At 44.1% G+C, this 23,041-nt stretch carries 24 protein-coding genes and 1 pseudogene; 7 read left to right on the forward strand and 18 right to left on the reverse strand.

The annotated features are described in order from the left end of the window. The first annotated feature begins 83 nt into the window (after positions 1-83). Both K365_RS0102505 and K365_RS0102510 read left to right on the forward strand, forming a co-directional pair. Positions 84-1,571, forward strand: coding sequence for an ATP-binding protein (locus tag K365_RS0102505; protein WP_024333369.1), 1,488 nt, complete (start codon positions 84-86; stop codon positions 1,569-1,571). Further along, positions 1,561-3,084, forward strand: coding sequence for a hybrid sensor histidine kinase/response regulator (locus tag K365_RS0102510; protein ID WP_024333370.1), 1,524 nt, complete (start codon positions 1,561-1,563; stop codon positions 3,082-3,084). Before K365_RS0102505 ends, K365_RS0102510 begins: the two co-directional genes overlap by 11 nt. A gap of 6 nt (positions 3,085-3,090) precedes the next feature. Here the strand turns inward: K365_RS0102510 and K365_RS0102515 are convergent, their stop codons facing one another. Both K365_RS0102515 and K365_RS0102520 read right to left on the reverse strand, forming a co-directional pair. Further along, positions 3,091-3,474: a response regulator transcription factor gene (locus K365_RS0102515; RefSeq protein WP_006964195.1), complete on the reverse strand. Its 384-nt coding sequence runs from the start codon at positions 3,472-3,474 to the stop codon at positions 3,091-3,093. 110 nt (positions 3,475-3,584) lie between these two features. Continuing rightward, positions 3,585-4,952: an ATP-binding protein gene (locus K365_RS0102520; protein ID WP_024333371.1), complete on the reverse strand. Its 1,368-nt coding sequence runs from the start codon at positions 4,950-4,952 to the stop codon at positions 3,585-3,587. Between the two features lie 129 nt (positions 4,953-5,081). On the opposite strand from K365_RS0102520, the gene K365_RS29280 reads away from it, so the two are divergent. Beyond that, positions 5,082-5,192: a hypothetical protein gene (locus K365_RS29280; protein ID WP_353740168.1), complete on the forward strand. Its 111-nt coding sequence runs from the start codon at positions 5,082-5,084 to the stop codon at positions 5,190-5,192. A gap of 95 nt (positions 5,193-5,287) precedes the next feature. Here K365_RS29280 and K365_RS0102535 read toward each other — a convergent pair whose 3' ends face one another. The 5 genes from K365_RS0102535 to K365_RS0102560 form a co-directional block, all read right to left on the reverse strand. Beyond that, positions 5,288-6,355, reverse strand: a complete 1,068-nt coding sequence (locus tag K365_RS0102535) for a 4Fe-4S dicluster-binding protein (RefSeq protein ID WP_024333372.1) — start codon at positions 6,353-6,355, stop codon at positions 5,288-5,290. 15 nt (positions 6,356-6,370) lie between these two features. Further along, complete coding sequence (locus K365_RS28610; RefSeq protein WP_245569128.1) at positions 6,371-6,520, reverse strand: hypothetical protein; 150 nt, start codon at positions 6,518-6,520, stop codon at positions 6,371-6,373. Continuing rightward, a complete protein-coding gene (locus tag K365_RS0102545) occupies positions 6,520-7,656 on the reverse strand; it encodes a hypothetical protein (RefSeq protein WP_245569129.1) in 1,137 nt (378 codons plus the stop codon). The genes K365_RS28610 and K365_RS0102545 overlap by 1 nt, the downstream gene beginning before the upstream one ends. 222 nt (positions 7,657-7,878) lie before the next feature. Beyond that, complete coding sequence (locus K365_RS0102555) at positions 7,879-8,790, reverse strand: nucleotidyl transferase AbiEii/AbiGii toxin family protein (RefSeq protein ID WP_024333374.1); 912 nt, start codon at positions 8,788-8,790, stop codon at positions 7,879-7,881. Next, a complete protein-coding gene (locus tag K365_RS0102560; protein ID WP_024333375.1) occupies positions 8,771-9,553 on the reverse strand; it encodes a type IV toxin-antitoxin system AbiEi family antitoxin domain-containing protein in 783 nt (260 codons plus the stop codon). The genes K365_RS0102555 and K365_RS0102560 overlap by 20 nt, the downstream gene beginning before the upstream one ends. A 344-nt stretch (positions 9,554-9,897) precedes the next feature. Here K365_RS0102560 and K365_RS0102565 point away from each other — a divergent pair, with 344 nt between their 5' ends. Next, positions 9,898-10,320 carry a Fic family protein gene (locus K365_RS0102565; protein WP_156887667.1) on the forward strand — a complete coding sequence of 141 codons (423 nt, stop codon included), beginning with the start codon at positions 9,898-9,900 and terminating at the stop codon, positions 10,318-10,320. A gap of 79 nt (positions 10,321-10,399) precedes the next feature. Here the strand turns inward: K365_RS0102565 and K365_RS0102570 are convergent, their stop codons facing one another. From K365_RS0102570 to K365_RS0102580, 3 genes are all read right to left on the reverse strand, one after another. After that, on the reverse strand, positions 10,400-10,705 hold the full coding sequence (locus tag K365_RS0102570) for a HigA family addiction module antitoxin (RefSeq protein WP_024333377.1): 306 nt from the start codon (positions 10,703-10,705) through the stop codon (positions 10,400-10,402). 129 nt (positions 10,706-10,834) lie between these two features. Then, on the reverse strand, positions 10,835-11,200 hold the full coding sequence (locus tag K365_RS0102575) for a type II toxin-antitoxin system VapC family toxin (RefSeq protein ID WP_024333378.1): 366 nt from the start codon (positions 11,198-11,200) through the stop codon (positions 10,835-10,837). Between the two features lie 3 nt (positions 11,201-11,203). Continuing rightward, complete coding sequence (locus K365_RS0102580; RefSeq protein ID WP_024333379.1) at positions 11,204-11,398, reverse strand: type II toxin-antitoxin system VapB family antitoxin; 195 nt, start codon at positions 11,396-11,398, stop codon at positions 11,204-11,206. Positions 11,399-11,833: 435 nt separating this feature from the next. On the opposite strand from K365_RS0102580, the gene K365_RS28615 reads away from it, so the two are divergent. After that, on the forward strand, positions 11,834-12,046 hold the full coding sequence (locus K365_RS28615) for a hypothetical protein (RefSeq protein WP_024333380.1): 213 nt from the start codon (positions 11,834-11,836) through the stop codon (positions 12,044-12,046). Positions 12,047-12,061: 15 nt separating this feature from the next. Here K365_RS28615 and K365_RS29285 read toward each other — a convergent pair. Together K365_RS29285 and K365_RS29290 are read right to left on the reverse strand one after the other, a co-directional pair. Further along, positions 12,062-12,109: pseudogene (locus K365_RS29285) on the reverse strand (hypothetical protein); the annotation flags it as partial. Positions 12,110-12,113: 4 nt separating this feature from the next. After that, entirely contained in the window at positions 12,114-12,281 is a 168-nt protein-coding gene (locus tag K365_RS29290) for a type II toxin-antitoxin system HicA family toxin (RefSeq protein ID WP_156887668.1), read from the reverse strand. Here K365_RS29290 and K365_RS0102595 point away from each other — a divergent pair. Together K365_RS0102595 and K365_RS0102600 are read left to right on the forward strand one after the other, a co-directional pair. Beyond that, positions 12,280-12,513: a ribbon-helix-helix domain-containing protein gene (locus K365_RS0102595; protein ID WP_006964182.1), complete on the forward strand. Its 234-nt coding sequence runs from the start codon at positions 12,280-12,282 to the stop codon at positions 12,511-12,513. The two genes, K365_RS29290 and K365_RS0102595, sit on opposite strands and share 2 nt — an antisense overlap. Beyond that, complete coding sequence (locus K365_RS0102600) at positions 12,510-12,821, forward strand: type II toxin-antitoxin system PemK/MazF family toxin (protein WP_006964181.1); 312 nt, start codon at positions 12,510-12,512, stop codon at positions 12,819-12,821. Before K365_RS0102595 ends, K365_RS0102600 begins: the two co-directional genes overlap by 4 nt. A gap of 226 nt (positions 12,822-13,047) precedes the next feature. Here the strand turns inward: K365_RS0102600 and K365_RS0102605 are convergent, their stop codons facing one another. From K365_RS0102605 to K365_RS0102640, 6 genes are all read right to left on the reverse strand, one after another. Next, complete coding sequence (locus K365_RS0102605) at positions 13,048-14,088, reverse strand: Fic family protein (RefSeq protein WP_024333381.1); 1,041 nt, start codon at positions 14,086-14,088, stop codon at positions 13,048-13,050. A gap of 121 nt (positions 14,089-14,209) precedes the next feature. Continuing rightward, positions 14,210-17,659, reverse strand: a complete 3,450-nt coding sequence (locus K365_RS0102615) for an SNF2-related protein (RefSeq protein WP_024333382.1) — start codon at positions 17,657-17,659, stop codon at positions 14,210-14,212. Next, positions 17,660-19,117, reverse strand: coding sequence for an EH signature domain-containing protein (locus K365_RS0102620; RefSeq protein WP_024333383.1), 1,458 nt, complete (start codon positions 19,115-19,117; stop codon positions 17,660-17,662). Then, a complete protein-coding gene (locus K365_RS0102625) occupies positions 19,114-19,863 on the reverse strand; it encodes an OmpA/MotB family protein (RefSeq protein ID WP_024333384.1) in 750 nt (249 codons plus the stop codon). Before K365_RS0102625 ends, K365_RS0102620 begins: the two co-directional genes overlap by 4 nt. After that, positions 19,856-21,790: an anti-phage ZorAB system protein ZorA gene (gene zorA, locus K365_RS0102630; RefSeq protein WP_024333385.1), complete on the reverse strand. Its 1,935-nt coding sequence runs from the start codon at positions 21,788-21,790 to the stop codon at positions 19,856-19,858. The genes K365_RS0102625 and zorA overlap by 8 nt, the downstream gene beginning before the upstream one ends. 358 nt (positions 21,791-22,148) lie before the next feature. After that, positions 22,149-23,018 (reverse strand): hypothetical protein, encoded by an 870-nt coding sequence (locus tag K365_RS0102640; protein WP_156887669.1) that lies wholly within the window; start codon positions 23,016-23,018, stop codon positions 22,149-22,151. Between the last annotated feature and the right edge of the window lie 23 nt (positions 23,019-23,041).

The following is a 23,041-nucleotide window of genomic DNA, read 5'->3' on the forward strand; positions in this document are numbered from 1 at the left end:
TTAAGTTGAATAATAGATTTCGTGAGAATATAATAAACACGGATTCCCTATCCATTCAATCATGGCTGAAGGATAAACAGCATATGCGGACAGAGAATGAAAAAAATCTTTTGATCGATGCCGTTGATTCACTTAAACACTCGATCATTGTCATTTCGCCTGACTGCAAAATATTGTCCTTTAATCATCATCCTGAAACATCAGCGTCTGTTTTACGTACGGGAGACTTTTGCTATGAATCGCTGCATGGGCGGGATTCGCCCTGTCCCAGATGCATTGTAAAACAGGTTCTTAAAACGGGCAGACCTGCCAGAAGAAGAGGGCTTGACGGCATCATGTCCCTTGAAAAATCATCCTGCCTGTATTCATACCCCATTTTTTCAAAGGGAACAGTTTCTTCCGTTGCCGTACTGGACTTTCCCATGTCAACCATGGAAAAGATGGAGGAAAGACTTCATCAGTCCAATGCTTTTTTAAACAATTTGATTAAAAGTGCCGTGGATGGCATCATTGCCTCGGATATGACGGGTGAGATTCTGATTTTCAATGACGCGGCATGTGATATTTCAGGATATGCGGCGAATGAGGTGATCGGAAAACTCGATATCCGGAATATTTATCCCGATGACGTCGCAGCGAATATCATGAAACTGCTCAGAAGCGACGCGTATGGTGAAAAGGGAACCTTACGATCCTTCCGGACAAAGATTCAAAAAAAAACCGGAGAAAAAATACCCATAAGTATCAATGCCGCAATTGTATATGACGGCGACAAAGAGGTCGCCACACTGGGCTTTTTTCATGATTTAAGGGAAACCCTTGAAATTGAGGCGGAACTTGAGCGGGCAAACACCCAGCTGCTCCAGGCGGAAAAAATGTCTTCCATTGGCGAACTGGCTGCAGGGGTGGCCCACCAGTTAAACAACCCGTTGGGCGGTATCACCCTTTTTTCCCAATTGGTTATGGAAGAGTACCCGCTGCCCGAAGGGGCCGTAAAAGGTCTTAAACGGATTCTTGACAATGCAAACCGGTGCCGATCTATCGTCAATGAATTACTGACATTCGCAAGAAAGACAGACAATAAAATACACCCTCAGGATATCAAAGAGATATTGTCACAAACCCTTTCCCTGGTTGAAGACCAGACATTGTTTCAAAATATAAAGATTCACAAGGATTTTGATGAACCCATTCCCCTTGTACCGGTTGACGTTCAAAAGATAAAACATGTGTTTATGAATATCATTTTAAATGCTGCCGATGCCATGGAAGGAAAAGGCGATTTGTCTTTATCCTGCTGGGTGTCACCGAAAAAAGACAAGGTGTTTGTTGAAATTACAGACACAGGGCCTGGCATACCGGATGACATGCTTTTAAAGGTATTTGATCCGTTTTTCACCACCAAGGCACCGGGAAAAGGAACCGGGCTGGGATTGAGTCTGGCCTACCGGATTGTTCAGGACCATGGCGGAAATATTTATGCGGAGAGCAACGTGGGTTCAGGCACGGCATTTGTGATTGAATTGTTATTGTCACCACCGGATATGGAAGGACCAGGTCATGGCAGATAAGGAAAATATCCCTAAAATACTGGTAATTGATGATGAAAAAGATATCAGGGATGGGTGTGAATGGATTCTTTCCCGGATGGGGTATGAGGTGTTCTGTGCAGAAAATGGGCCGGACGGGTTACAGGTTCTTGAAAACGAAGATATTCATTTAGTCCTCTGTGATATTAAAATGCCCGGCATGGATGGGTTTGACGTCCTGGCAAAGATCAAAGAACAGTTTCCATCTGTTCTGGTGATCATGATTACAGGCTTCAGCACCGTTGAAGCCGCCGTTGAAGCCATGAAAAAAGGCGCATATGATTTTATCTCAAAACCGTTTACACCGGACGGACTGAGAATCGTCATTAAACGGGCATTTAAAACCCTGCGCCTGACGCTGGAGGCAAATGCCCTTAAACGGGAACAGCAGAAAAATCTGATTGATCTTGAAACAGAACAAAGCCGTATCCGTACGATTATTGAAACCCTGCCCCACGGCCTTTTGGTGACCAATACCCAGGGCCAGATTGTTTTGATGAACCCGGTGGCTCAAAAATGTCTCGACCAGGGCAAGGATAATTGTCTGGGTAAAAATATCGAGCGGTGCATTGAAGATAAAGGGTTGTGCGATTACATAATAAAAATTTCAAAAGGCCATTACAAAGCGGATAAGGATACTTCCCATGAATTTGTGTTACCGGATCAGCGGTATATCCTTGCCGAGGGCCGGCCGGTTTTAAACGAGGATGCCCAGTGCATGGGGGCGGTGGTGACGCTTTCCGACATCACGGATTTGAAAATATTTGAACGGTTGAAATCCGAGTTTGTGGCCAAGGTGTCCCATGAGCTTCGATCCCCTCTGTCTGTCATTCATGATCAGCTTGCCATGGTGATCAAGTCAAGTGATCCAGAAAAATCAGGTCAATCCGTTAAATCTGAAAACAACCAGTATCTGCTTGGCCGTGCCAGGGACAAAACCAGAAGCTTAATCTCTCTGATCGGTGATCTTCTTGATATTTCCAGGATTGAAGCCGGTAAAGAATGCCTGGACCCGGTCAAGGTGCATGTGGAAGACATTATCAAAAAAATCGTTGAATATCAGGAAGTCCAGGCCAAAAAGAAGAACCAGTCCATTGAGTTGAAACTGCCGGAGACTGAAACGCCCACACTGGTCTGCGACCCCTTATCGCTTGAAAGCATTTTTGGTAATCTGATCACAAATGCCATAAAATATACCCCGGAGGGGGGTAAGATATCCATAGAAATGGATATCAGAGACGAGAATGTCCGGGTAAAAGTAAAAGACAACGGGTTCGGCATTGAACAGAAACATCTGCCCAGGCTTTTTGAAAAATTCTACCGGGTGAAAGATGACAACACCCGTTTCATTAATGGAACAGGCCTGGGGCTTACCATAGTCAAATCACTGGTCGACTCTTTGAAAGGCAGTATTCATGTGGAAAGTGAGCCCGGCCACGGCAGCCTGTTTACAGTAATTTTGCCCTGCAATGCCAAAACCGGAGAAACTGAATAAGTCACTTTACGCTAAAAGCGATCTGATGCTCTCCAGGATCTCCTCAAATGATGCCGGTTTGGACAGATAATCATCTGCTTCCACATCCAGGGCCTGGGAATGGGAATACTGTGATGAGCTGACGTGGTCTGAAACCGCAGTGAGTAAAATGATGGGGATGTCTGCATACCGGTCATCATTTTTAAGCTCGGAACATACTGCAAAGCCGTCTTTTTCCGGCATCATGATATCCAGTACAATGATATCCGGCGGGCTCTGCTTTACTTTTTGAATCGCTTCGACCCCATTGTAGGCAACTTCAACGGCATATCCCTCACTGTGAAGGTCTTGTTTAAGCATTGTCACAAAATCCGGTTCGTCATCAACGATTAAAACTGTTTGCTTGCCCATAATTTACCCCCTTTTTGCGATTATCCCTTAACAGATATTTTCATTAATACCATGCTGAAAATAATTTGTCGATATTGTCTGAAAATCGAGATCATATCGCGATTGGAGATTTAACCAGAACTGGGGAGACTATCATTGGATATCATCCATTTTAAATATTCTGAGATAGAACCAGTTAAATAAAATGGGAGGTTCAGCAGGGAATACGCTTTACCATTGAGAGTTTTAACTTGATTAATCTCTACTCGTCCGGAATAAATCCTCACGGCATATCTATGGGGTGCGCGGTCCACGAACTGATGGAGAGAGCGTAACCGACCAGTTGCAGCCGATTTTACTTCAACGGGTATGAGTAACCCCTCATATTGAATCAGGAAATCAACTTCGGCATTGGACTGTTTTTTATCCCGGTTCCAAAAATGCAGTTTGAATAAAGGAGATGTTTCAACAACGAGAAGTTCCTGTCCGACAATATGTTCTGCTATTTTCCCCTGATAGACAGAATCAATACGACCGGATACAAACAGATCTTTTTGAAATCCGGCAAAATAGTTCAGCATTCCTGTGTCAAGGACCTGGAGCCTTGGCGACTTTTTTATGTTTGGCAGCAAAGGAGGCCTGACCGAGGACGAAGGGTATAAAAGGTAAATCAACATCGCTTTTTCCAATAATTTTAATGCTTCCCCCATTTCCCTTGATTTGTAGTTGGAATTGCCAAAACCCTGAAATTTAATCCTGCTGCCTGCTTCATAGAATGAATTTGAAACGGCATGACGAATTACGTTAACCATTGTGCTGTTTCGAGCATACTTCTCAACATCATCAAGATAAGAAACAATCAAGCTCTCAAATATACTGTTGAGTGCTATGATATCTTTTTGGTCGGAATATTTTTCAACAATTTCCGGCATGCCCCCAATGATTGAATAGGTTTGAAATAATTTCATCAGCCGATCATGTGCGAAATCAGGGGGTGGGATGCTTTTTGCGAGAATGTCCAGACTGGCTGTTTCGGATAAAGCACTTAAAAATTCTCTGAAACTTAAAGGTTTCATCACAAGATATTCCACTCTGCCGACAGGAAAGCTGATATGGGTATCAATAAGTGTCTCTAAAAGAGATCCGGCTGCAATAACGTATAGATCGGGAAAAGCTTCATAAAAATATCTGAGATAGGGAACAGCTGAAGGACAAGCCTGAATTTCATCTATGAATAATAAAATGTCACCTTCATGCTTCACCTGATTTTTATAAAAGAAAATAGCCTGTAACAATTCTTCAATGGGATAATCCTGCTCAAAGATTTTCCGTTCCTCATTTATTTCAAGATTCAAATACAGATATTGATCGAATCGTTCTGAAAAAAGGTGAATGGCCGTGGTTTTTCCCACTTGTCTTGCGCCTCTCAGGATCAATGGTTTCCGGTCTTTTTTTTGTGCCCATCCTGATAATGTTTTTAAAATATCCCTTTCAAACATTGGCGCCTCATTTGATTATTGGCATAAAGTCATGGATATTTGACACAAATATTGTAACAAAGTCAATGATAAAGTTTTCAATACTTGTAAAGTGGTCAGGTATTTTAATGTGGCTCATCCAGGGCCGGAATCAGCCAGGCGGCATTGTCCCAAATGGAAAAATCAGACAACCTGAGAACCAGTACACTGGAAAAGCTGGCCATCGCAATGAATCTGACGGTTGAACAGCTCACCGATTAATCCGGTCCTGGGAGATGCTTAGGCCGTGGTAAATCCCACATCTTCGAATCTCAGTTCGCAGGCCTTTGCGACAATACCCTCTCTGGTCAGGCCGGTCATATCACTCCCCGTTTCCGGGCCAGGTGCGTCATCTGATCAGCCATGCTTTCCGGCGGTGTCCGGTAATCAGACCCGGATTTGGGTACAAGACTTACGGCTTCCACAGGACAGACAGACACACACAGGCCGCAGCCGATGCACCGGTCCAAATTCACCCGGGCAATGTCCTCATCACCGACCGCCAGCGCTCCCATCTGGCATCTGTCCAGGCAGGCTTCACACCCCGTGCAGGCATCGGCATCCACCCGGGCAAAATAGTTTGAAAAAACAAGATCCGCCGGTTTTGGATGCTTGTTCAGTGCCCGGAGAACTTCGCAGCAGTCCCCGCAGCAGTTGCACATACCGCCCGGGTTCTGGGAGGTGGCGGGCTGGGTCACCAGCCCTGCCTCCCTGCAGTCTGCCAGGATCTTCTCCGCTTCTGCCAGGGAGATTTTTCGCCCCATGCCCCGGTCCAGGTAATACTGGCCCATGGAACCGAACATGAAACAGGCCTCAAGGGGTTTGCCGCAGTCATGGTCCACTAGGGCCGCGGTCTTGCGGCAGATACAGTCTGCGACCACAATGGCGGGTTTGTCCCTGAGAATGGCCAGGGCATCTTCAGGGCTTGCCACATGAAGGATCACGTCAACGGACTTGTGGACCGGAATGGTTCTCACGAAATATTCCGCCCCTTTTTGCATGGCATGGTCAAAAGCCTCTTCAAAATACTGCCTGGCCATGGCGGCAAATTCCGGTGTAAGGTTTTTGACCTGGAACTCGAACAGCCCATGGACAAAGGGAATGGCCCCGTACCGGGCCTGATCCCCTTTTTTCAGGCGAAAGAGCAGGCCCTTGTCTGCCATGCCCTCCAGCTGTTTTCCCACCGCCTCTTCGGGCTGTCCCATGCGGGTGCTGACGGCCCGGGCCGTTTCCAGCATGGGGGTGAGCAAGGAGAACATTTGCGCCTCCTGTTCTGTGAACAGGTACTGGAGAATTGTGATCTCGATTCCGGATGCTGTTTCAGGAAATCCCATGGAATACTGGTCCAGCTGCTGCTGTAATCTTCGGTATATGTCTGCTGCCATCTGTGCTTTTCCTTATTATATCGCCGTCCATCCCGGAACAATACTGGCAAATTCCTGCTGAAAGGCCGGACGTCTGAGATTATCATTTTTGACTTTGGCTGCCAGCTTTTTCCATCTGCTTTCATCATTCATCACGTTGACCAGCATATGGCGAACTTTTGCCATTACTTCAGCCTTTCTCGCATATTCTTCTCTTTTGTGATTGGAAGAAAGATTACCAGGCCGGAAATATACCATTTAAGAATTTTTTCAGGGTACTGTTTTTCAAGTTTTTCTGCGATGCTTACATGCGGATCGCTGACAAAATTGTATTGTGGATAACTGCATTTTGACAAAAGATTCACAACACTGTCGTATTCTTTTCGATCCATATGGATTTTCATCTGCTCGGTTTTTCCGGCATGTTTCATTTTTTTCAGGAGTCTGGGTTCATACGCTTTCCATTCTTCCGCCGTACACGCGGTTTTGAATTTTTTGTATTTATCAAGGGTTAAACGATCTGTCGCCTGATCAAACTGAAGTTCGTTCCAGGTCGTCCGGTCACCCGCCTTCTGGGCCCGTTCGGCCAAAAATGCCCGCAATTCATTCATCCGCCCGGTGGCCTTTTTGAGTCCTTTTTGGGCGATCTGAATCGATTTTTCCTTCTCTCCAGCTTCCCAGTAAAACTCAGCCAGATCATGGTAATCAGCGCCAACTTTCATATACTTCAACCGAAGCTCAAGGTATTTATCATGGTCCCCGATCTGCCGATAAATGTTGCGGGCATTGCGGGTTTGCCAGTCATCATGCATCGCTTCCAGGCTTTCGGCAAGGTACCGCAATTCAGCAGCGGAATAACAGGCAGCATAAGCAAGCTCATCCAGGGCATCCCCGGCTTCTGAATTTCCGCTTTTAATAAACGGTAGAACAGCGTCGAGTATTTCACGTCGATACGTTTCATCGACCTTTTTTGAAGTCAGACGTTTTGTGATTTCATACAGCAATTCCCACACCTGGTCTTCCGCCCCATATGGTCCGCCGCCATAGGCATCCAGATCCTCAAGATCCGGCAGCAGTTCAGCCCATATGGACATGATGGCTTCTCCTTCCGACTGGCGGTTAAGCATCTTGGAAACAGCCGTATTTTTCTTTAAATAATCAAAGCACTCTCGACGTATCTCAGGATTGTTTTCAGCCAGATTAAGTATCAGCTCTGAAAGGGCCTTTGTCGGTGCTGCTGCAATCAGTTCGGCCAGTGCAGTATCTTTTTTTGTTTTACTCTTTGCCATATCAGCCTTACCTTTTATCATTTCAGACATCATGATCCGTATTTCCACCGCAGATGGCGGAGGATAAATAATTTCCTGATTTGAATTTTTATCAGAACTTAATTTTCAGATAAAGCAATTTTTGCAAGATTATCCGTCGCGACGGATAATTTGGAAAGCGCTACCTGCGCCCCGCGTCTTCGCCGGGAGAACCGCATCCGGACCATCCAGGCATCGCTGGCCATGCCCATTCCATGTTTTATAATTCAAGAATAGTTATCCAAACAATACCTTTTCCAGTTTTTGAGCAGCTTTACTGCGCTTGTCCGGGGCCATCCGTTCCAGATTCAGCAGCTTCCACTGGATGGCAGGCAATATCTGCGCCTCGGGTAGTGCAAATTTTTGCCAATCCGCATTTCCCTTCTTGAGATCCAGCAAAAACCGCCTGTCAGAATCATTCAGAGCTTTATGGATTTGAATAACCAGTTCCAACAAGGTATCCTCCAATCGCTCAAGATCTACTGGCTCATATGCCATGCCTTCAAACTCTGCTCTGTATAGCGGAGAAACATCCTGGAATTTGGGTGCTAAAAGTTCAGCCATGGGCCGATTATGGCCCATGAGATATACCATGAATGCATTTTTTAAAGATTGTGTAATCCCCTCATGCTGCAGCAGCCAGTAGGTATCATATAGGTCTCTGGGGTGCTGCCGATCTAAGGTTGCGCAGATTTTTCCGGCAAAAAGATCTTCAAAACTCAGCAAAGTCATGCTGGCGAATCCAAAGGTTTTCTCTGCATTTTCTGATATTCTGCACGCCCGGGACGGGTAGACGCTGCCCCGCAGAACAGGTGTTACTTCAATTTTGACATGGGTTGCACCTTGTTGCACCAGCAGTTTACACCGTTTATCTGTACCTTTCAATTTCACTGCCTTTACCTGAGCCCGTGGAATTCGTTTTTGAATGTCCTCAATGATATTTCCAAGTGCTGTATTGATTCCCTCAAGGCTTTGGTCACGCCCTTCTACCGGCAGATAGGCCAGATCAATGTCCACAGATAAACGCGGCATATCTCTTATGAACAGGTTTATGGCTGTGCCGCCTTTTAATGCGAAACAGGTCTGCTTTTCCACAATGGGTAAAAGATTCACGAGCAGGCGCATTTGATCAGAATAGGGGGTTTTCATTTTCTTTGACCATTTGTTTCGGAATCGTTATCTGATAGACAGCATCAAAAACACCGCCCTTGACCAACATGCGTTTGCCCCGACCTAAATCAATACACTTTGTTTCCAGTTCTTTGCGCCAAGAATGATCATGGCGATCACTAAACCATAAAAAAAGCCTTTTTGCCTTCACCTGCTTGCAGCTTGTCAGCAACTCGCCAAGCAGTTTCGGCCTTAAATTAACGGCGCCTTCAAAAAATGTATCAGCTATAGAAAAATCAGCCGTTTCCCCTACATCCGCTAATAATTCAAGCAGGGCAAGTTCCGGGGTACTAAAGGGAATCGACCAATCCCAGGAACCAAAGGGCCGGGTGGATAACCCAGATTTGGGAAGCTCTTCAAAAAGTTTTTTGTTATGGATTTCAAATTTGAAAGCGTCTGAAAAGATGCGCGTCCAATCCGGTATTTTCCCCGTGCTGTACAGGCCAATACGTTGCGTATCACCCAGCGGCAGATAATGGGCCAAACCCTGCAATTCAAGCGCACTGCGACCGCCCACATGTACAGCATATCCCATTTCATTCAGGGAAAAGACCACATGCTCCCACTTAAGCGGGGGGCCTGGACGTCTGTATATGCCATGACTCAAGGCCACGAGCTTACCAGCCCGTAAGGCGTAGTCCACCCTGGGCCTGTTAAACCCTCGCTCCTTTAACCAGGCACGATTCACTAATTGCCCATCAGGGAGACATTGCTCAAGTCTTTTTGTGTTTTTAGGTGGCATAGTTTATAATTTATCTTAAATGCATATTATATACATGCATTTAGGGTATATTTCAAACTATTAGTTTGAAAGTTGTATAAATTGCATAAATAGTTAATGTAATTTATAACTTTTCTCTTCAGGTCGTCAACCGGTATTGCCTTTCGATGATGGCTGATGCATAAACAATACATATTAGAATGCATTGTTTAGATGAAAAAATGCAAGGATTTTTTCCGCTTTTCACCTGCGCCGTGACCTGTTATATAAAAGAGACATAACGATCCGCCGGAAAAATTATGGTCACCTGCCGGCATCAAACCGCCGGTATATCGGAAATTGAGGCAAACCCATATGGAAAAGGTATGAGTGAAAAATTGACTCCTTTGCTCCAGGCCGTGGCAGAACATGGCGGCACTGAACTGGAACTGAAGTACAATGATTTCTTCACGGCCACTTTCCGAGCCAGGGCCCAAGTCACCGGGCAAGTCGGGACCAAGGCAGAGTCAGGGGCAGAGTCAAAACAAGTCACAGGGCAAGTTGCAGGGCAAGTTGCAGGGCAAGTCAGAAGCCTGCTGATGGCCATAAAAGGTGAGCAGAGTAAGAAGGAACTGATGGCAGCTCTGAAACTTACTGGCCGGGATAATTTTGAAACGCGCTACCTGCACCCCGCGTTGGAGGGAGAGTTCATTGAAATGACCAATCCTGAAAAACCCCAAAGCCGCCTGCAGGAATACCGTCTCACAGATAAAGGACGCGCCATGTTGCGTCGGATGACGACACGTTGATCCCGCATGAGGTCGTGAGTATCCTTGTCGATCAGGATTGCAATTTGGTCAAGGCCTGGCGGCTGCTTAGGCCGTGCCTTTAGCCCGTCTGTGCATGGAAAGCATGAACCTCGTTTTCAAGCCTGTCCGCCAAAAAATCTGCGGTCATTTCGAGATCATATCGAGATTGGAGATTTAACCAGAACTGGGGGGACATACCGAAAAAACGTCCCAACCGGAGAGCAGTATCTGCGGTAATTGATCTTTTACCATGCACAATTTTATTTATTCGCCCTGGAGGCAAACTTATGCCTTTTGCCAAACGATACTGGCTGATTCCCATGGGCTCTAAAAATTCTTCAATAAGAATTTCGCCAGGATGTATAGTGGGAAGTTGTTTGCTCATATAACCTCCTAATGATAATCTGTTGTTTCATCACCATCTGCCGGGAAAACCGTTTTTTGAAGTAGACCTCCATGAGGACAATGATGGTCTGGAGCGGGCGCAGTCGTTTGGGCTCCGCTGGAAGAGTTGTTAGCTCCCTGGGTACGCGACACCGAGCTCTATAGCTGCGTCATTGAGACGTCGATCATAAGTCCAAAGGAAAACATTGCCTATAATGGCAGAAGCTAACAAATGAATATCCACGTATCCAAGGCCTCGCCTCATTAGTGAATTATTTTCGATAAATTCTAAAATTTCTGTAGCTTCAACAAGGGGTGCCGGGGGAAGTGCCTGGAGAAGCATCAAGATTTCTGCTCGATTGCCCAGGTTACTACAGGCCAACTCTTCAATTATAAATGGATGGCAAGCAACAAAGCCGATATTTAATTGAGAAATCAGTTCCGCATCAGATTCTCTGAAATGTTTGATCCAGACATTTGTGTCGGCAAGAATCATTTTTTATGACTCCGATCTTCGACGCCTCGGCATCCGGATTTTTTTTTCGCTTCCCCCGAGCGCAGCTAAACGCTTACTGCTCTCCAGGCTGATCAAGGCTTCAAGCCCCTTACGAACAAGAGATGTTTTTTCTTTTATTCCAGTTAGTTTAGATGCTCTCTCAACAAGGTCATCTTCGATATTTAATGTGGTTCTCATCTTTTTAACCTTTCCTGTTATATGCATCAACAATACATATTGGTATGCATTGTTTAGATGGAAAATGCAAGGATTTTTGAGGAGAGCCAACGTGGCCGGCCACTTTCCGAGCCAGGGCTCAAGTCTTCGGACAAGTCGGGACCAAGGCAGAGTCAGGGGCAGAGTCAAAACAAGTCGCAGGGCAAGTCGCAGGGCAAGTCGCAGGGCAAGTCAGAAGCCTGCTGATGGCCATAAAAGGTGAGCAGAGTAAGAAGTAACTGATGGCTGAAATACCGTCTCACAGATAAAGGACGCGCCATGTTGCGGCAGAAAGGCAGTCATGAATAAACAGACGGCCCAGCTGCTGGAACAGCACTTCGACACCGCCTTTGCCGCACCCGACGGCATCGCCAAACAGACAGAAATGTTGAATGCCGTTATGGCAAGGGTGGGTGGATGATGAATTCTGTTTATCGACCGCCATACATCCTCACTCCGGCGATTGTGAATCTGGTTGCCGGGATCAGCGAAACCATCGGCCGCTACACCGTGCTGGCCGAACAGAACCCGACCCAGCGCTATCGGTTGACCGGGAAAGGCCGGCGCTGGTTCGACCATGGAAAAATCAGACAACTTAAGAACCAGTACACTGGAAAAGCAGCCCGGTAAATCAGGAAACGTCACCCCATAATCTGAATTTTCATCTTTGTGGATAACCACCGGGTATTTCATAGTTTCACCTCCATTGCCAACCCGCCTGCCGGTAAAGACTTCGAAGTGTTTCAACAGGGAGATCCTTCTTTGGATGAGGAACAGTCACTTTGCCAGGGTCAACCTGGACTTGACATACGCAATCGTGTGGATTATAATAGCTATTATTATCCACACTATGGAGGTGCGCCATGAGAACAATCCAGATGACCCTTGATGACGATCTTGTCCAGGTAGTTGACCGTATTTCAAAACAGCTTGGCACAACCCGGTCGGCGTTCACGCGAAAGGCACTTCGTGAGGCTCTGTCTCGCTATAATGTTGAGCAGCTGGAGCAAAAGCACCGGCAAGGCTATGCGAAGCAACCGGTTGCGGCGGACGAGTTTTCTGTGTGGGAAGAAGAGCATGCCTGGGGGGATGAATGAAACGGGGTGAAATTCGCTGGTACAAGTTTGTAAATCCTGATAAAAAAAGACCGGTGCTTATCCTTACACGAAATTCCGTACTGGAATATCTTGGTGAAGTCACCGTGGCACCTGTGACAAGTACAATCCGTGATATACCGTCCGAAGTGTTTCTTTCGGCTGCTGACGGCATGCCCCGCAATTGCGCTGTCAATTGTGACCATTTGCAGACGGTTTCCCGAGGGAAAATCGGCGCTCTGATTACCGCCCTTCCTCCGGCCAAAATGGTTGATGTCGGACGGGCTATAAAATTTTCACTCGGATTTTAAAGAGTCAGTGGCACAACGGAGCAACAGCTGGCCATTGAGAACAACACGCTTTCTGTTAAACAGCTCACCGATTAATTCGGTCCTGGGAGATGCTTAGGTCGTGCCTTTAGCCCGTCTGGGCAGGTTATGGGATTTTCAGTGCGGACCCGCCGTCAGCATGATCTTGTTGATGTCACAAGTTCTGGCATGAGTCTGTCACAAGTTTTTGTCACAAGATGTCACAAGTTCATGCCTTCAACCGATAGACCAGCTGATTTGTGGCGCCTTCACTGGCGATCAGTTCTTTTTCAATCATTGTTTTGAGATCCCGCTGTAAGGTGCGCCGATTTACCTCCGGACACAGTGCCTTATAATCCTGGATCGTCAGTCTCTCATGTTGAAGCAGGTATTCAATGGCTTTGGCCTGTCTTTCGTTCAGAAGGTGTTTCTGTGTCAGCACATCCCGGCGAATGACCTGTTCGCCGCGCGCTTTGACCTCAATCATCTGGGTTTCCAGGCCCGTGATAAAATAATCCAGCCATCCCGTCATATCCATGCCGTTCTCACGAACACTTTGAATTTTTTTATAAAAAGTCGGTCTGTCGCGGTCATAATATTCACTGATCGTGAACAGCCGTTTGAAATCATACCCGGCCCTGTAAAGACAAAGCGTTGACAACAACCTTGATACCCGGCCATTCCCGTCAAGAAAGGGATGGATATGGACCAGCTGGAACTGGGCAATCCCGCTGATTAACACCGGGTGAATCTCAAGATCCGAATTCAGCCATGTGACCATTTCAGACATCATGATCGGCACTTCCACGGCAGATGGGGGCGTATAAATAACCTCGCCCGTGGATGAATCAGCCACATAATTCTGAATCCGCCGATAGTTTCCCGGATCAGCTTTGCCGCCTCGAACACCCTCCACCAGTTTTCGGTGAATTTCCCGTATCATTGCTTCTGTAATGGGATCTCCGCTGTCCAGGCATTCGGATACAAATTCAAACGCAGACCTGTAGTTCAACAGCTCCCTGGTATCATCCGGATCGGCTTCAGGGACCGTTTCACCTCTCCACAAACGTTCCGCCTGATCCAGCGTCAGCCTTGTCCCTTCGATATGGGTGGTATGATGGGCCTCTTTGATCAGGGCCTGGTTTCCCATATCCCTGACCCAGTCGTCGGATAACCTTGCGGCCTCCAGAAAACCCCGGGCGCGCTCAATCCGGGTGATGGCGGATGTCATGCGGTTGGTGATGGTGAATATCGGGTTGAATCCTGTCATGGATTGCCTCCATCCATTTCAGCTCCGGTGTTTTTGAAAATGGTAAAATCCGATATCGTTGGAGTCATTTTCTCGCCATTCAAACCACACGATCCAAAATTTCTTAAACGGTTAACACATTTCATATTCCCATCCTTTTTTTGTTCAAAAACGAATATATCTCCTTTATCGATACAGGATAGGCTTCAAGCATTTGTTTTAATTCATTCTGGCCATGAATTTCCACATTGTACTCCTGAGCTGCTTCTCGGGTTCTGGCTGAAAATTTCAAGGCGTTGGTCATGAACAATAATTTTGAGAACGTCTTTCCTAAAGCATTGTCGTATTTTATCTTTGCGGAATGAACATCTGTCACCGCTTTGTATCCGTCATAAATGGCATTTTTTGTATTTTTATGTTTACACTGAATCAGGTAATTTGTGCTGCCGAGGACTAATGCATCAGCCCCAAAGTCTGCGCCTGATTTTGTCAACCATTTGTCATTTGCATTTGATTTTTTCGCAATGAGCAAACAGCATAAGGACTCAAACTGTTCCCAGGAAATTTTATGGATATCGTCTATTGAAATCTGATGATCTTCGACAAAAGATGTCACATTGAACCCTTCGGGATTCGGAAAAACCTGTTCAGGCGTGATAACCGCGTCTTTTAGAGAAGTTTTCTTATTTAATAGACGATGGAGGTTGACATCAAAGGATTCATATTCAGGATGATGCAGGACTGGAATATATATGTTTACATCTTTTTTTTGGCCAATCCGATAGATTCTATCGGTTGCTTGAGCTTCTTTGGCCGGGTTCCAGTGGCGTTCAAAATGGATGACATTGTTTGCGCCGACAACAGTCAATCCCACCCCGGCGGCAACTGGAGACATAATGATAATATTGAACCCTTCAACTGTTTCAAAATCTGAGAGCATGCTTGTTCGTGTTGGTACTGAAACTTTTTTTGCCACAGCCTTTGTGTCGCCATTGATGATTGACAGAGGACCTAAACCGAACCATACGCCTAAGGCTTGACTTAAAAACTGCTGCAACCGTTTATTGACCAGAAATATGATACATTTTTCTTTTCGACCCCTGATCTGTTCGAGAACTTCGATAAGGCTTTGCATTTTTCCAGATTCATCAAACAATGATCGCAACTGATTTTTTTTGCCGGAAATGTTTAATTGCCCTTTGTCAGCCAATCTTGGGTGAAGTGACAGATCCCTCAATTTCTGCAGCAAACCAATAATTTCCATGCCTTCCGCTTGAGCCCGGGAGTCCAAAGTCGCGTTATACGCTTTAAGCTGATATCCAGACAGAATTTTTTTAAGCTGTTTCAAAAATGACCATTCCTGATTTTCTATGCCGACATAAATTCTTTTATCAGGCAGACCCTGGATATTGTCTTCTTTGAGCCTTCGCAACATCAATGCGCCTACCTTGATCCTGAGTTCTCGTCCCACCCTGGCACGAATCTCATCAACCTCATCGCTTGCAGCTCGAACGATTGGCGTTATGTACTGTTCTCTGAACGATTGATAATTGCTCAGATGACCCGGACAGGCTGTATCCATCAAGCACCAGAAATCCGCAAGACTGTTTTCCACTGGGGTGCCGGTTGCCAACAGCTTGAAATCTGCATTTAACCCCTTGGCAGCACGGGTTTGGATGGCATTGGGATTTTTGATGTTCTGAGCCTCATCAAACACCACCATTCCCCATTCAACCTGGCATAAGGAAAACTGATAATCCCGAAGTGTCTGATACGTGGTGATAACTAGTCTTTCAGGCAAATCCAGGCGGTCATAACCAAAATTCCTGCCAATTTTTAAAGAGTATTTGATTCTGTTTTCACTATCATCTTGAGTTTGATTTCGGATTTCGATGTTACCAGACCGAAATTTTTTTAAATCCCCTTCTGACTGAAGAATGATGATTGATTTGAATGGGGATTTGATAAACGTTTTGGCTACCTCATCTTTCCAGGTCTCAAGAAGGCTGAGAGGTGCAACGATAAGAGCCGGTTTTTTTTTCGAATCTGTCTGTGATTTCAGCTTATAGATGTGATCAATTCCAGACAATGCCATGAATGTTTTGCCCAGCCCCATATCATCAGCCAGTATACCGCCGCTGCTTTCTTCTGATAATCCAAGTATCCATTGTACACCAATCAACTGGTGTGGATAGGGTTGGCGTTTGTAATTGTCCCAGGTTAATTTTTCGGCTGGAAAAAGGATTTCATCAGTCGCTTTTTTAACAGCTGGAGAAGAGATGTCTAATTGTTCGTCGTTAAGATCGATATCTACAACAGTGACAACAGACGATTCCGGAGAATCGGAAATGTCTTGATTATTATCATCTTCATCTGAAGAAAAAGAATCATCAGGTACTATGGGGCTCGAGATTTTATTTTCAATTTTTTTCAATGCTTTTGAAACAGCATCAGGGGAAGGTATATTATACGTTTTTCCAAGAAAATCAATTTCCTGTGCCCCCGTTTTTTGAGCATCTGCTATAGTCGTCTTTAATTGCTCGTACGCCTCCTTGTCTTGAATTTTTTCGGCCAACTGATTGAAAGTGGATATTTCACCTGCTGAATGAGAACTTGCAAACCAGTCTATACCGGAACCATCAGAGTCACCGAAATATGCATGTTTAAAAACAGTCACCCCTTTGACTCTTGCTGAAAAACCAAGATCGAGATCGACCAGACTGGCATCGATAAAAGCAGTTGGAGATTTTAAAAAATCCTGAACTTTGCTTTTTGGAATCGTTCTGTTTTCAAGGATTTCATGCACTGCTTTTAATTTTCGTTCATCGAACAAAATAATTTCATTGTCAACTCTCAATGCAGTTGCCGTTTCAGACTGCAGTTGTCCCAAAACCTTGTTTATTCTTTCTGAGCTGGCTTCTTGCCCCATAAAAGGGGTTAATATCAAGTTGTCGTTTTCATCAAGTTCGGCTTCAACCGTGATAGTTTCAGGCACTTTAATATTCAATTTGTTGAATTGTTTCAGGTTCAGTTTTGCTCCGCATTCCTGGGCTTTTTGCAGTGCAAACAGCAGCTTCAGGTTGTCATATTCAGTCTGTTCGGTTTTGGCATGGATTTGAAGAGCATTGAAAATAATGTTTTGGGCGGGGGACAACAAAAATTGTCGATTTTCTGTAAATTTCAAAACAGGGCCGATTATTTGATAAGTAGCAGTGAATCGACCTTCATCCGTTTCAAGTTTCAAGGTAACAGAAAAATGGCTGTTTCTGGTTTGCCCTTTTATCTCGGCATCCATCATCCCGTTCCATCGGGGAGGCAGACAAAGGGACTCACAAGAACTGGTGTCTAAATTTACCGCAACTTCAGTTGGGACAATAAAACCATTGGGTATAACCTCTGCGTTCCCCTGTTCAGCCAACATGGTCAGAGCGATATGCTGATGGGTGATCCATACCCCTGCATCCCCTTTTTTAATTGCTTCAGAAAGGGCTGCTGTTGTATGAAAATTCAAGCCTTCATGATCTGGCAGGACGGCGTATTTTTCGTTTTTGCCGTTTGCCCGGAGTATATGAAACCACTCTTTCACCTTCATTTACATCACCCCGAATAATCGCTTGAAAGATCTGTAATCTTTCTGTGACAATACATCTTGAGCAGATATAGCCACACCCAGATTTCGCAGCGCTTCCAACGCGTTCTTTTGCCACCTGAAATTAGAAGGTGAATGTTTAATCTGTGCCACAGCTTCGCATCTTTTTTCAGCCATTTCTTGATTCATTCCGGAGGTCAAATCATTATATGAAACAAGGTCATTTACAGGATCGAAAACAATTGCAGAAGAGTGAAGGTGCTTGTAAATCCACAAATAGCAGCTATGGCTTCCTTCTATCATGTGCGCCTGATTATTGATTAACTGCACATATATCAGGGATCTGCTGCCATCGCTGACAATTGAATACGAAGGCAAATGTTCCGGTTTATAGTTATTTTTCAAGTATCGTTCTGCACTTTTCGAAAGATAAAGCCGGGTACGTGAAATCAGTTTTTTATCATCCAGCCCTTCCAGAAATTTTTTACGGGATGGAAACATTCTTTTTAAATCGTTTTTTCCGGACAGGTTTGAATAATTTTTGAGTGCCTCTAAGAACAGACGAAGGTCCAATTTAGATAGCCAGGCGACAACAAGCTCATGATACTTATGATCCAGCATATTCCACCACTTTTGGAATAAAGGGTGATTTTTCGGGACTCTTGGATCTCCGGCAATAGACAGGATTACATTGAGCCAACTGTCATGAATTTTTGTATCGGCAGCTCTTCTTATTAAAATTTGCAGAATTTTATGACCTACAAGATAGGATTTATCATAGATCGAATCGCAAACCGATTGTTTCTGAGCCTCTATCAATAATTTGTGGGGTTGATTCAATGGGATTTTTTCCAGCTGTTCGATGAAGTAAATGTTTTTGGCGATTGTCATGAATCTGCCGGAACTATATCGATCCAGCTCTAAATGCATCACCATGTCTTTGAAATCAAGATCATTGCGAATCGCTTCATTCGCAAGCCATTTGGCACCATTCAGGCTTAATAACGAATCGTGAAAATTCTTTTTCAGATTCCTTTTCGGCAATGATTTTATCAGCCATTTTGAAACAGCGGCCGGGTCATTTAATCTGTCATACTGTTGAAGGTAATATTGAAAAATACTCTGGATAAGCAAGGTACTCGGTATCGGTCTCAGTTGATCGATTTTATTCAAAATTCTTTGTGTCAGACTGATTTGGTCGGCACAACTTGTATCCAAGGAAACGGCAAGTGCCCTGATTTTTATTGGAGAATTCAGTTCAGCTTCTAAATCTTTATTTTTGCGGACGGCATCAACTATTGAATTCAGGGCCTGGTTGAACTTTTTGTTTTCAGTCCCTGCTTTTTTCGCTAAATGAGACAATCGGCTTTCAAGACTTTTGAACTTTGTAATATAAGGCGCAAAGGGATCCTTTGCTATGGTGATTTTCAAACGATTTATCAACAAAGAAGCTGGTTTCATTGATCGGCAATATTCTCCAATTCAACAATAGATGGCCTTTTGACAGTAAAACGCAGATCTATTCTACGATTGCGCCGGCGTTGTTCAGGGGTGTCTTCCACCGTCTGTACCCTTCTGGAATCTGCATACCCGCTTACTGAGAATAATTTTTGCCCAAATGCATTCATCATGTCATTGAAATTGGGTGATAGCTCCAGATGTTGCCCCCAGTATTCCCACAGAGAAATGGCCCGATAAGTGGATAAACCCCAGTTACCTTTCATCCTGTTCAATGGAACACTGTCTGTATGGCCTTCAATAAAAACTGTATCGAGATATTTGAAACGCATTTTGTCGTTTGTATCGCTGAAAGGTTTGTTAATGGCCTGGTGTAACGCCATCCCTATCGCGGTGACAGATCTTTGGATATCCTCGTCATCAGGGATTTCATCGGAACCGGAATCAAAAGCAAGTGTGCTTTCAGGAATTCTTAATATGGTATCATTATCAGCAATTTCTACTATGATGTTTTGAGATGCAAGATCATCTTTAATTTCATATAAAATTTTCCTTCTGGCGTTTTCCGCATTTCGCAGTTCCTCAATATCCCGTTGAATTATTTTTTGAGTTTGGGTTAATTCAATGATCAACGCGATTGCAGCCAAAATAAAAACAACAAGAAGGGCTGACATCAAATCGGAAAAAGATATCCAGTAAAGATTTTCCTCATCAACTGGATTTTGGGGCCGGGCATAACGTTTAAACATATTCTTTGCCCAGTTTCACTTCGATTTCATCTACAACACTTGAAAGGGCTTGTACTGCTTTGTTCATCGTGGCAGCATATTGTGTTGTACCCTCTGCCCAAACTTTAAGATGTTGATTTGTCTGTCCATTGGCTTGAGAAGCGTACTCCTGGAGCATGTTGCTCATTTTAACGGCCAACTCTTCCACATTTTGTTTTAATTGTGCAAGATAGGAATGTTGCTGATCATCCAGCTGTTCAAATATTTTATCTGCCGTATCGACCAGATTCTTCATTTTTTGGATGAGCATATCAAATTCCGTGGCGCTTTCCAGGATCTGGCTGAATATTTGTTTGATTTCTGATGTGCTGGCCTGATTTTCTCTTGCAAGAACCTCAGTGCTTGCCACAGCGTCTGCAACAGTGTCTGACAGTTTTGCTCCGGCCTGGTTTATCAGTTCACCAAAAACTTTTAATTTACCGACCGATGAATGTAATTCGGAAGCCGCCTCATTTAAAGATTCAGTAGCTTGTGAATTTGCCGAAACTGTATCCTTTACAGTATTTTGAAGGGATTGTCCTTGGTTGAGCAACTCTTTTATCTCTTTGAACTGCGTTTTATATCCATCGTCAATACGTTCGAGCAACTCTGATGTCCCCTGTTTCATTGCATTTGTTTGATTGATAAATTCCTCTCCCCGTTTTTTTTCTCTATCGGCTAAGATATTATCTCTGTCATTTAATTTGTCCGTAAGGTCACTGAGTGTGTTATTGATATATTGTGTAAGAAGCTTGTTCTGGGAGTCTGTATTTTCAACCAACCATTTAATCTGAGCCGAAATGTTTTGAGCCAGTTCTTCTTCTTTCTGGGCAGCGCTTTTTTGGGAAGCTTCCAGTTTTTCAAGAAAGGCGTGCATTGAAGTCCCGAAAGATGATAAAGAAGTATTCATTTTTTCAGAGGCATCATCCATTGCCTGTCTTTGCTGATTGCCTTCAGCGCCAAACTTATCCATAAATTTTTCCAACAGGTTCTCTAATGCCTTTTGATTTCCATCAGATGTCTCTTCAACTAATTTATTGATTGCCGGAGCCATGATTTTTTCCAGGCTGGCTTCTATACTGGACTGGAATCCCTGGGTTGCCTGGAATAAAGATTCCTGCATTTTGTCTCCGATTTTTTCAGCAAGCCCCTGAAGACTTTCGCGGGATTGCCTGCCATCATTTGCAATGCATTGCAGCTGCTCTTCCGGGCTGATTCGATTGAACAGCCCATCAATCATATTCTGCAAACGAATAATTTTCCGTTTTGTTCCACTCTCAATTATTTTTTCAATGAAATTATAAATAACACTGAGCATAACCCCCCAAACAGAGGTCATGAAGGCAAGCTTAGCACCATTGATAACACCGGCAACCCCTGTTTTCATTTCTTCTATGGAGACATCATTTGCAATATTCAGTTGTGCGAGACCCAGTTGGAGACCTACGAAAGTCCCTATTACACCAATTGCAGTTAAAAAGCCCGGAACCGCTGCAGTGAGACGGCTGCCAGAAATTCCGGGGGCTAATGTTTTCGAATTAAAAAAATAGGAGGCATCATATGTATTAAACAGGCAGACCTTACCGTTCCTTTCTCCTTCGATTAAAGTTTTATCAAACTCCAACCACAAATGTCCGACACCATGTATCGCTTTTTGAGCATTTTCAAAAAAATCCAACCTGTTTTCTGCTATCGTTTCAGCATTATGTCCAAGTAAGAGTTTGCGCAACCATTTTATCCGAAAGAAAGCCTTGAGCAGTTTGATAATCGACAAAAATAAAAATATCAGAAAAAGGCTTAGAAGAATTAAAATAAACCAGGCACTCAATTCTTCCGCACTTTGCGGAAAACCATTCAAAATTGATTTGAAATTGGGAACTAACTTTGTCAGATCGATTTCATCTATCATTTCAGCGCCTCTTAGCCTATTTGAAAAATTTTTCCCTGGAAAAAGTAATATTCATTGTTTCTTCATCTTCATGAGTTTTGCTGGAATATTCAATGTAAAACACCACACACAGTCCAAATGTTTTAAACCAGCTTCGTTTAAGAAAACGTCTTTTCAAGTGCATTAATCCGCCTTTTAGTAATAAAGTTTCAGACCGATGGGTTGGTAATTGCTGAATCCTTCTACAGTGAAAGCACGCCCGAAATAAATAAATTGATTTTTCTCGATTATTCTTCTTAAGTATTCCATACTCCATTCTGATTTTTGTTAACGTATTTTTCACCGTTCAGGTGAAAAAAATGGTTCGGTTATTTTTTTCTCAATCATACTTTAGGAATTTCATTTTTTTTATTTCTGAAATCATATCGCAAAAGAATTCTTCAAATTGGTGAAGATGCAATTTCATGAGTTCAGAGATTTCCACGTACCCCTTTGAGGGACTATATTCAATTGAAAAATCAACAACCTCTTTGGTTCCGTTTGGATACTCGACAGTGCTTTCAGAAAATGTGCAATCGAGACGATCCCGCTCTTCTTGCATCATTCTCGAATATCGTGTATCAGGGAAATATGATGGCGTTTTCTCAGGAACAACCACAGGGTGCCTGACTTGCTTGACAATCTTTCCACGTTTATGGTTCTCTTGGCCGGTGGATGTTGTAATAACCATTCTGTGTACTAAATGGTGACGGTATTCTCGAACTTTTTTGAGCCAGACAATATGCCTTCGAGTGACATTATAAACATATCCGCGCTTGGAATTCTTATCTACAGAGCGAATAAATGATCGTATTGAGTCAGTTGTCGTGCCCTTCAGATACTCACTGCAGGCGGTAGCAATGAAATCCAATGCGCTTTTGACTGCCTCGAAGAAGGCAGCAAGTTCATAGATGAAATGGTCTGCTGTTTTTGTGACCGAAGTCTTGATCACTCCATTGTCCGGCAGCAATTCAGGACTTGAGAAATCAGATGAAATCGAGCTACTATAGTCATCGTCCAAAAACCGCTTAACATTTTCGACATGATAGCAACTGGCTTGATACTTCCTAAAGGCGTACATCAGAATTGATTCATGCCTTTGCTTTGAATTTTCGTCTGCAAAGATTGAGTCCCCGCCAATTGGCGCACTGTCCACTATTGAGAAATAGTTGCTGAGGATATCGAAAACGTTTGAACTTTTATTTTTCATTCCGGGTCTCATACAACCTTCCA

Source organism: Desulfotignum balticum DSM 7044 (assembly GCF_000421285.1).
Classification (GTDB): Bacteria; Desulfobacterota; Desulfobacteria; order Desulfobacterales; family Desulfobacteraceae; genus Desulfotignum; species Desulfotignum balticum.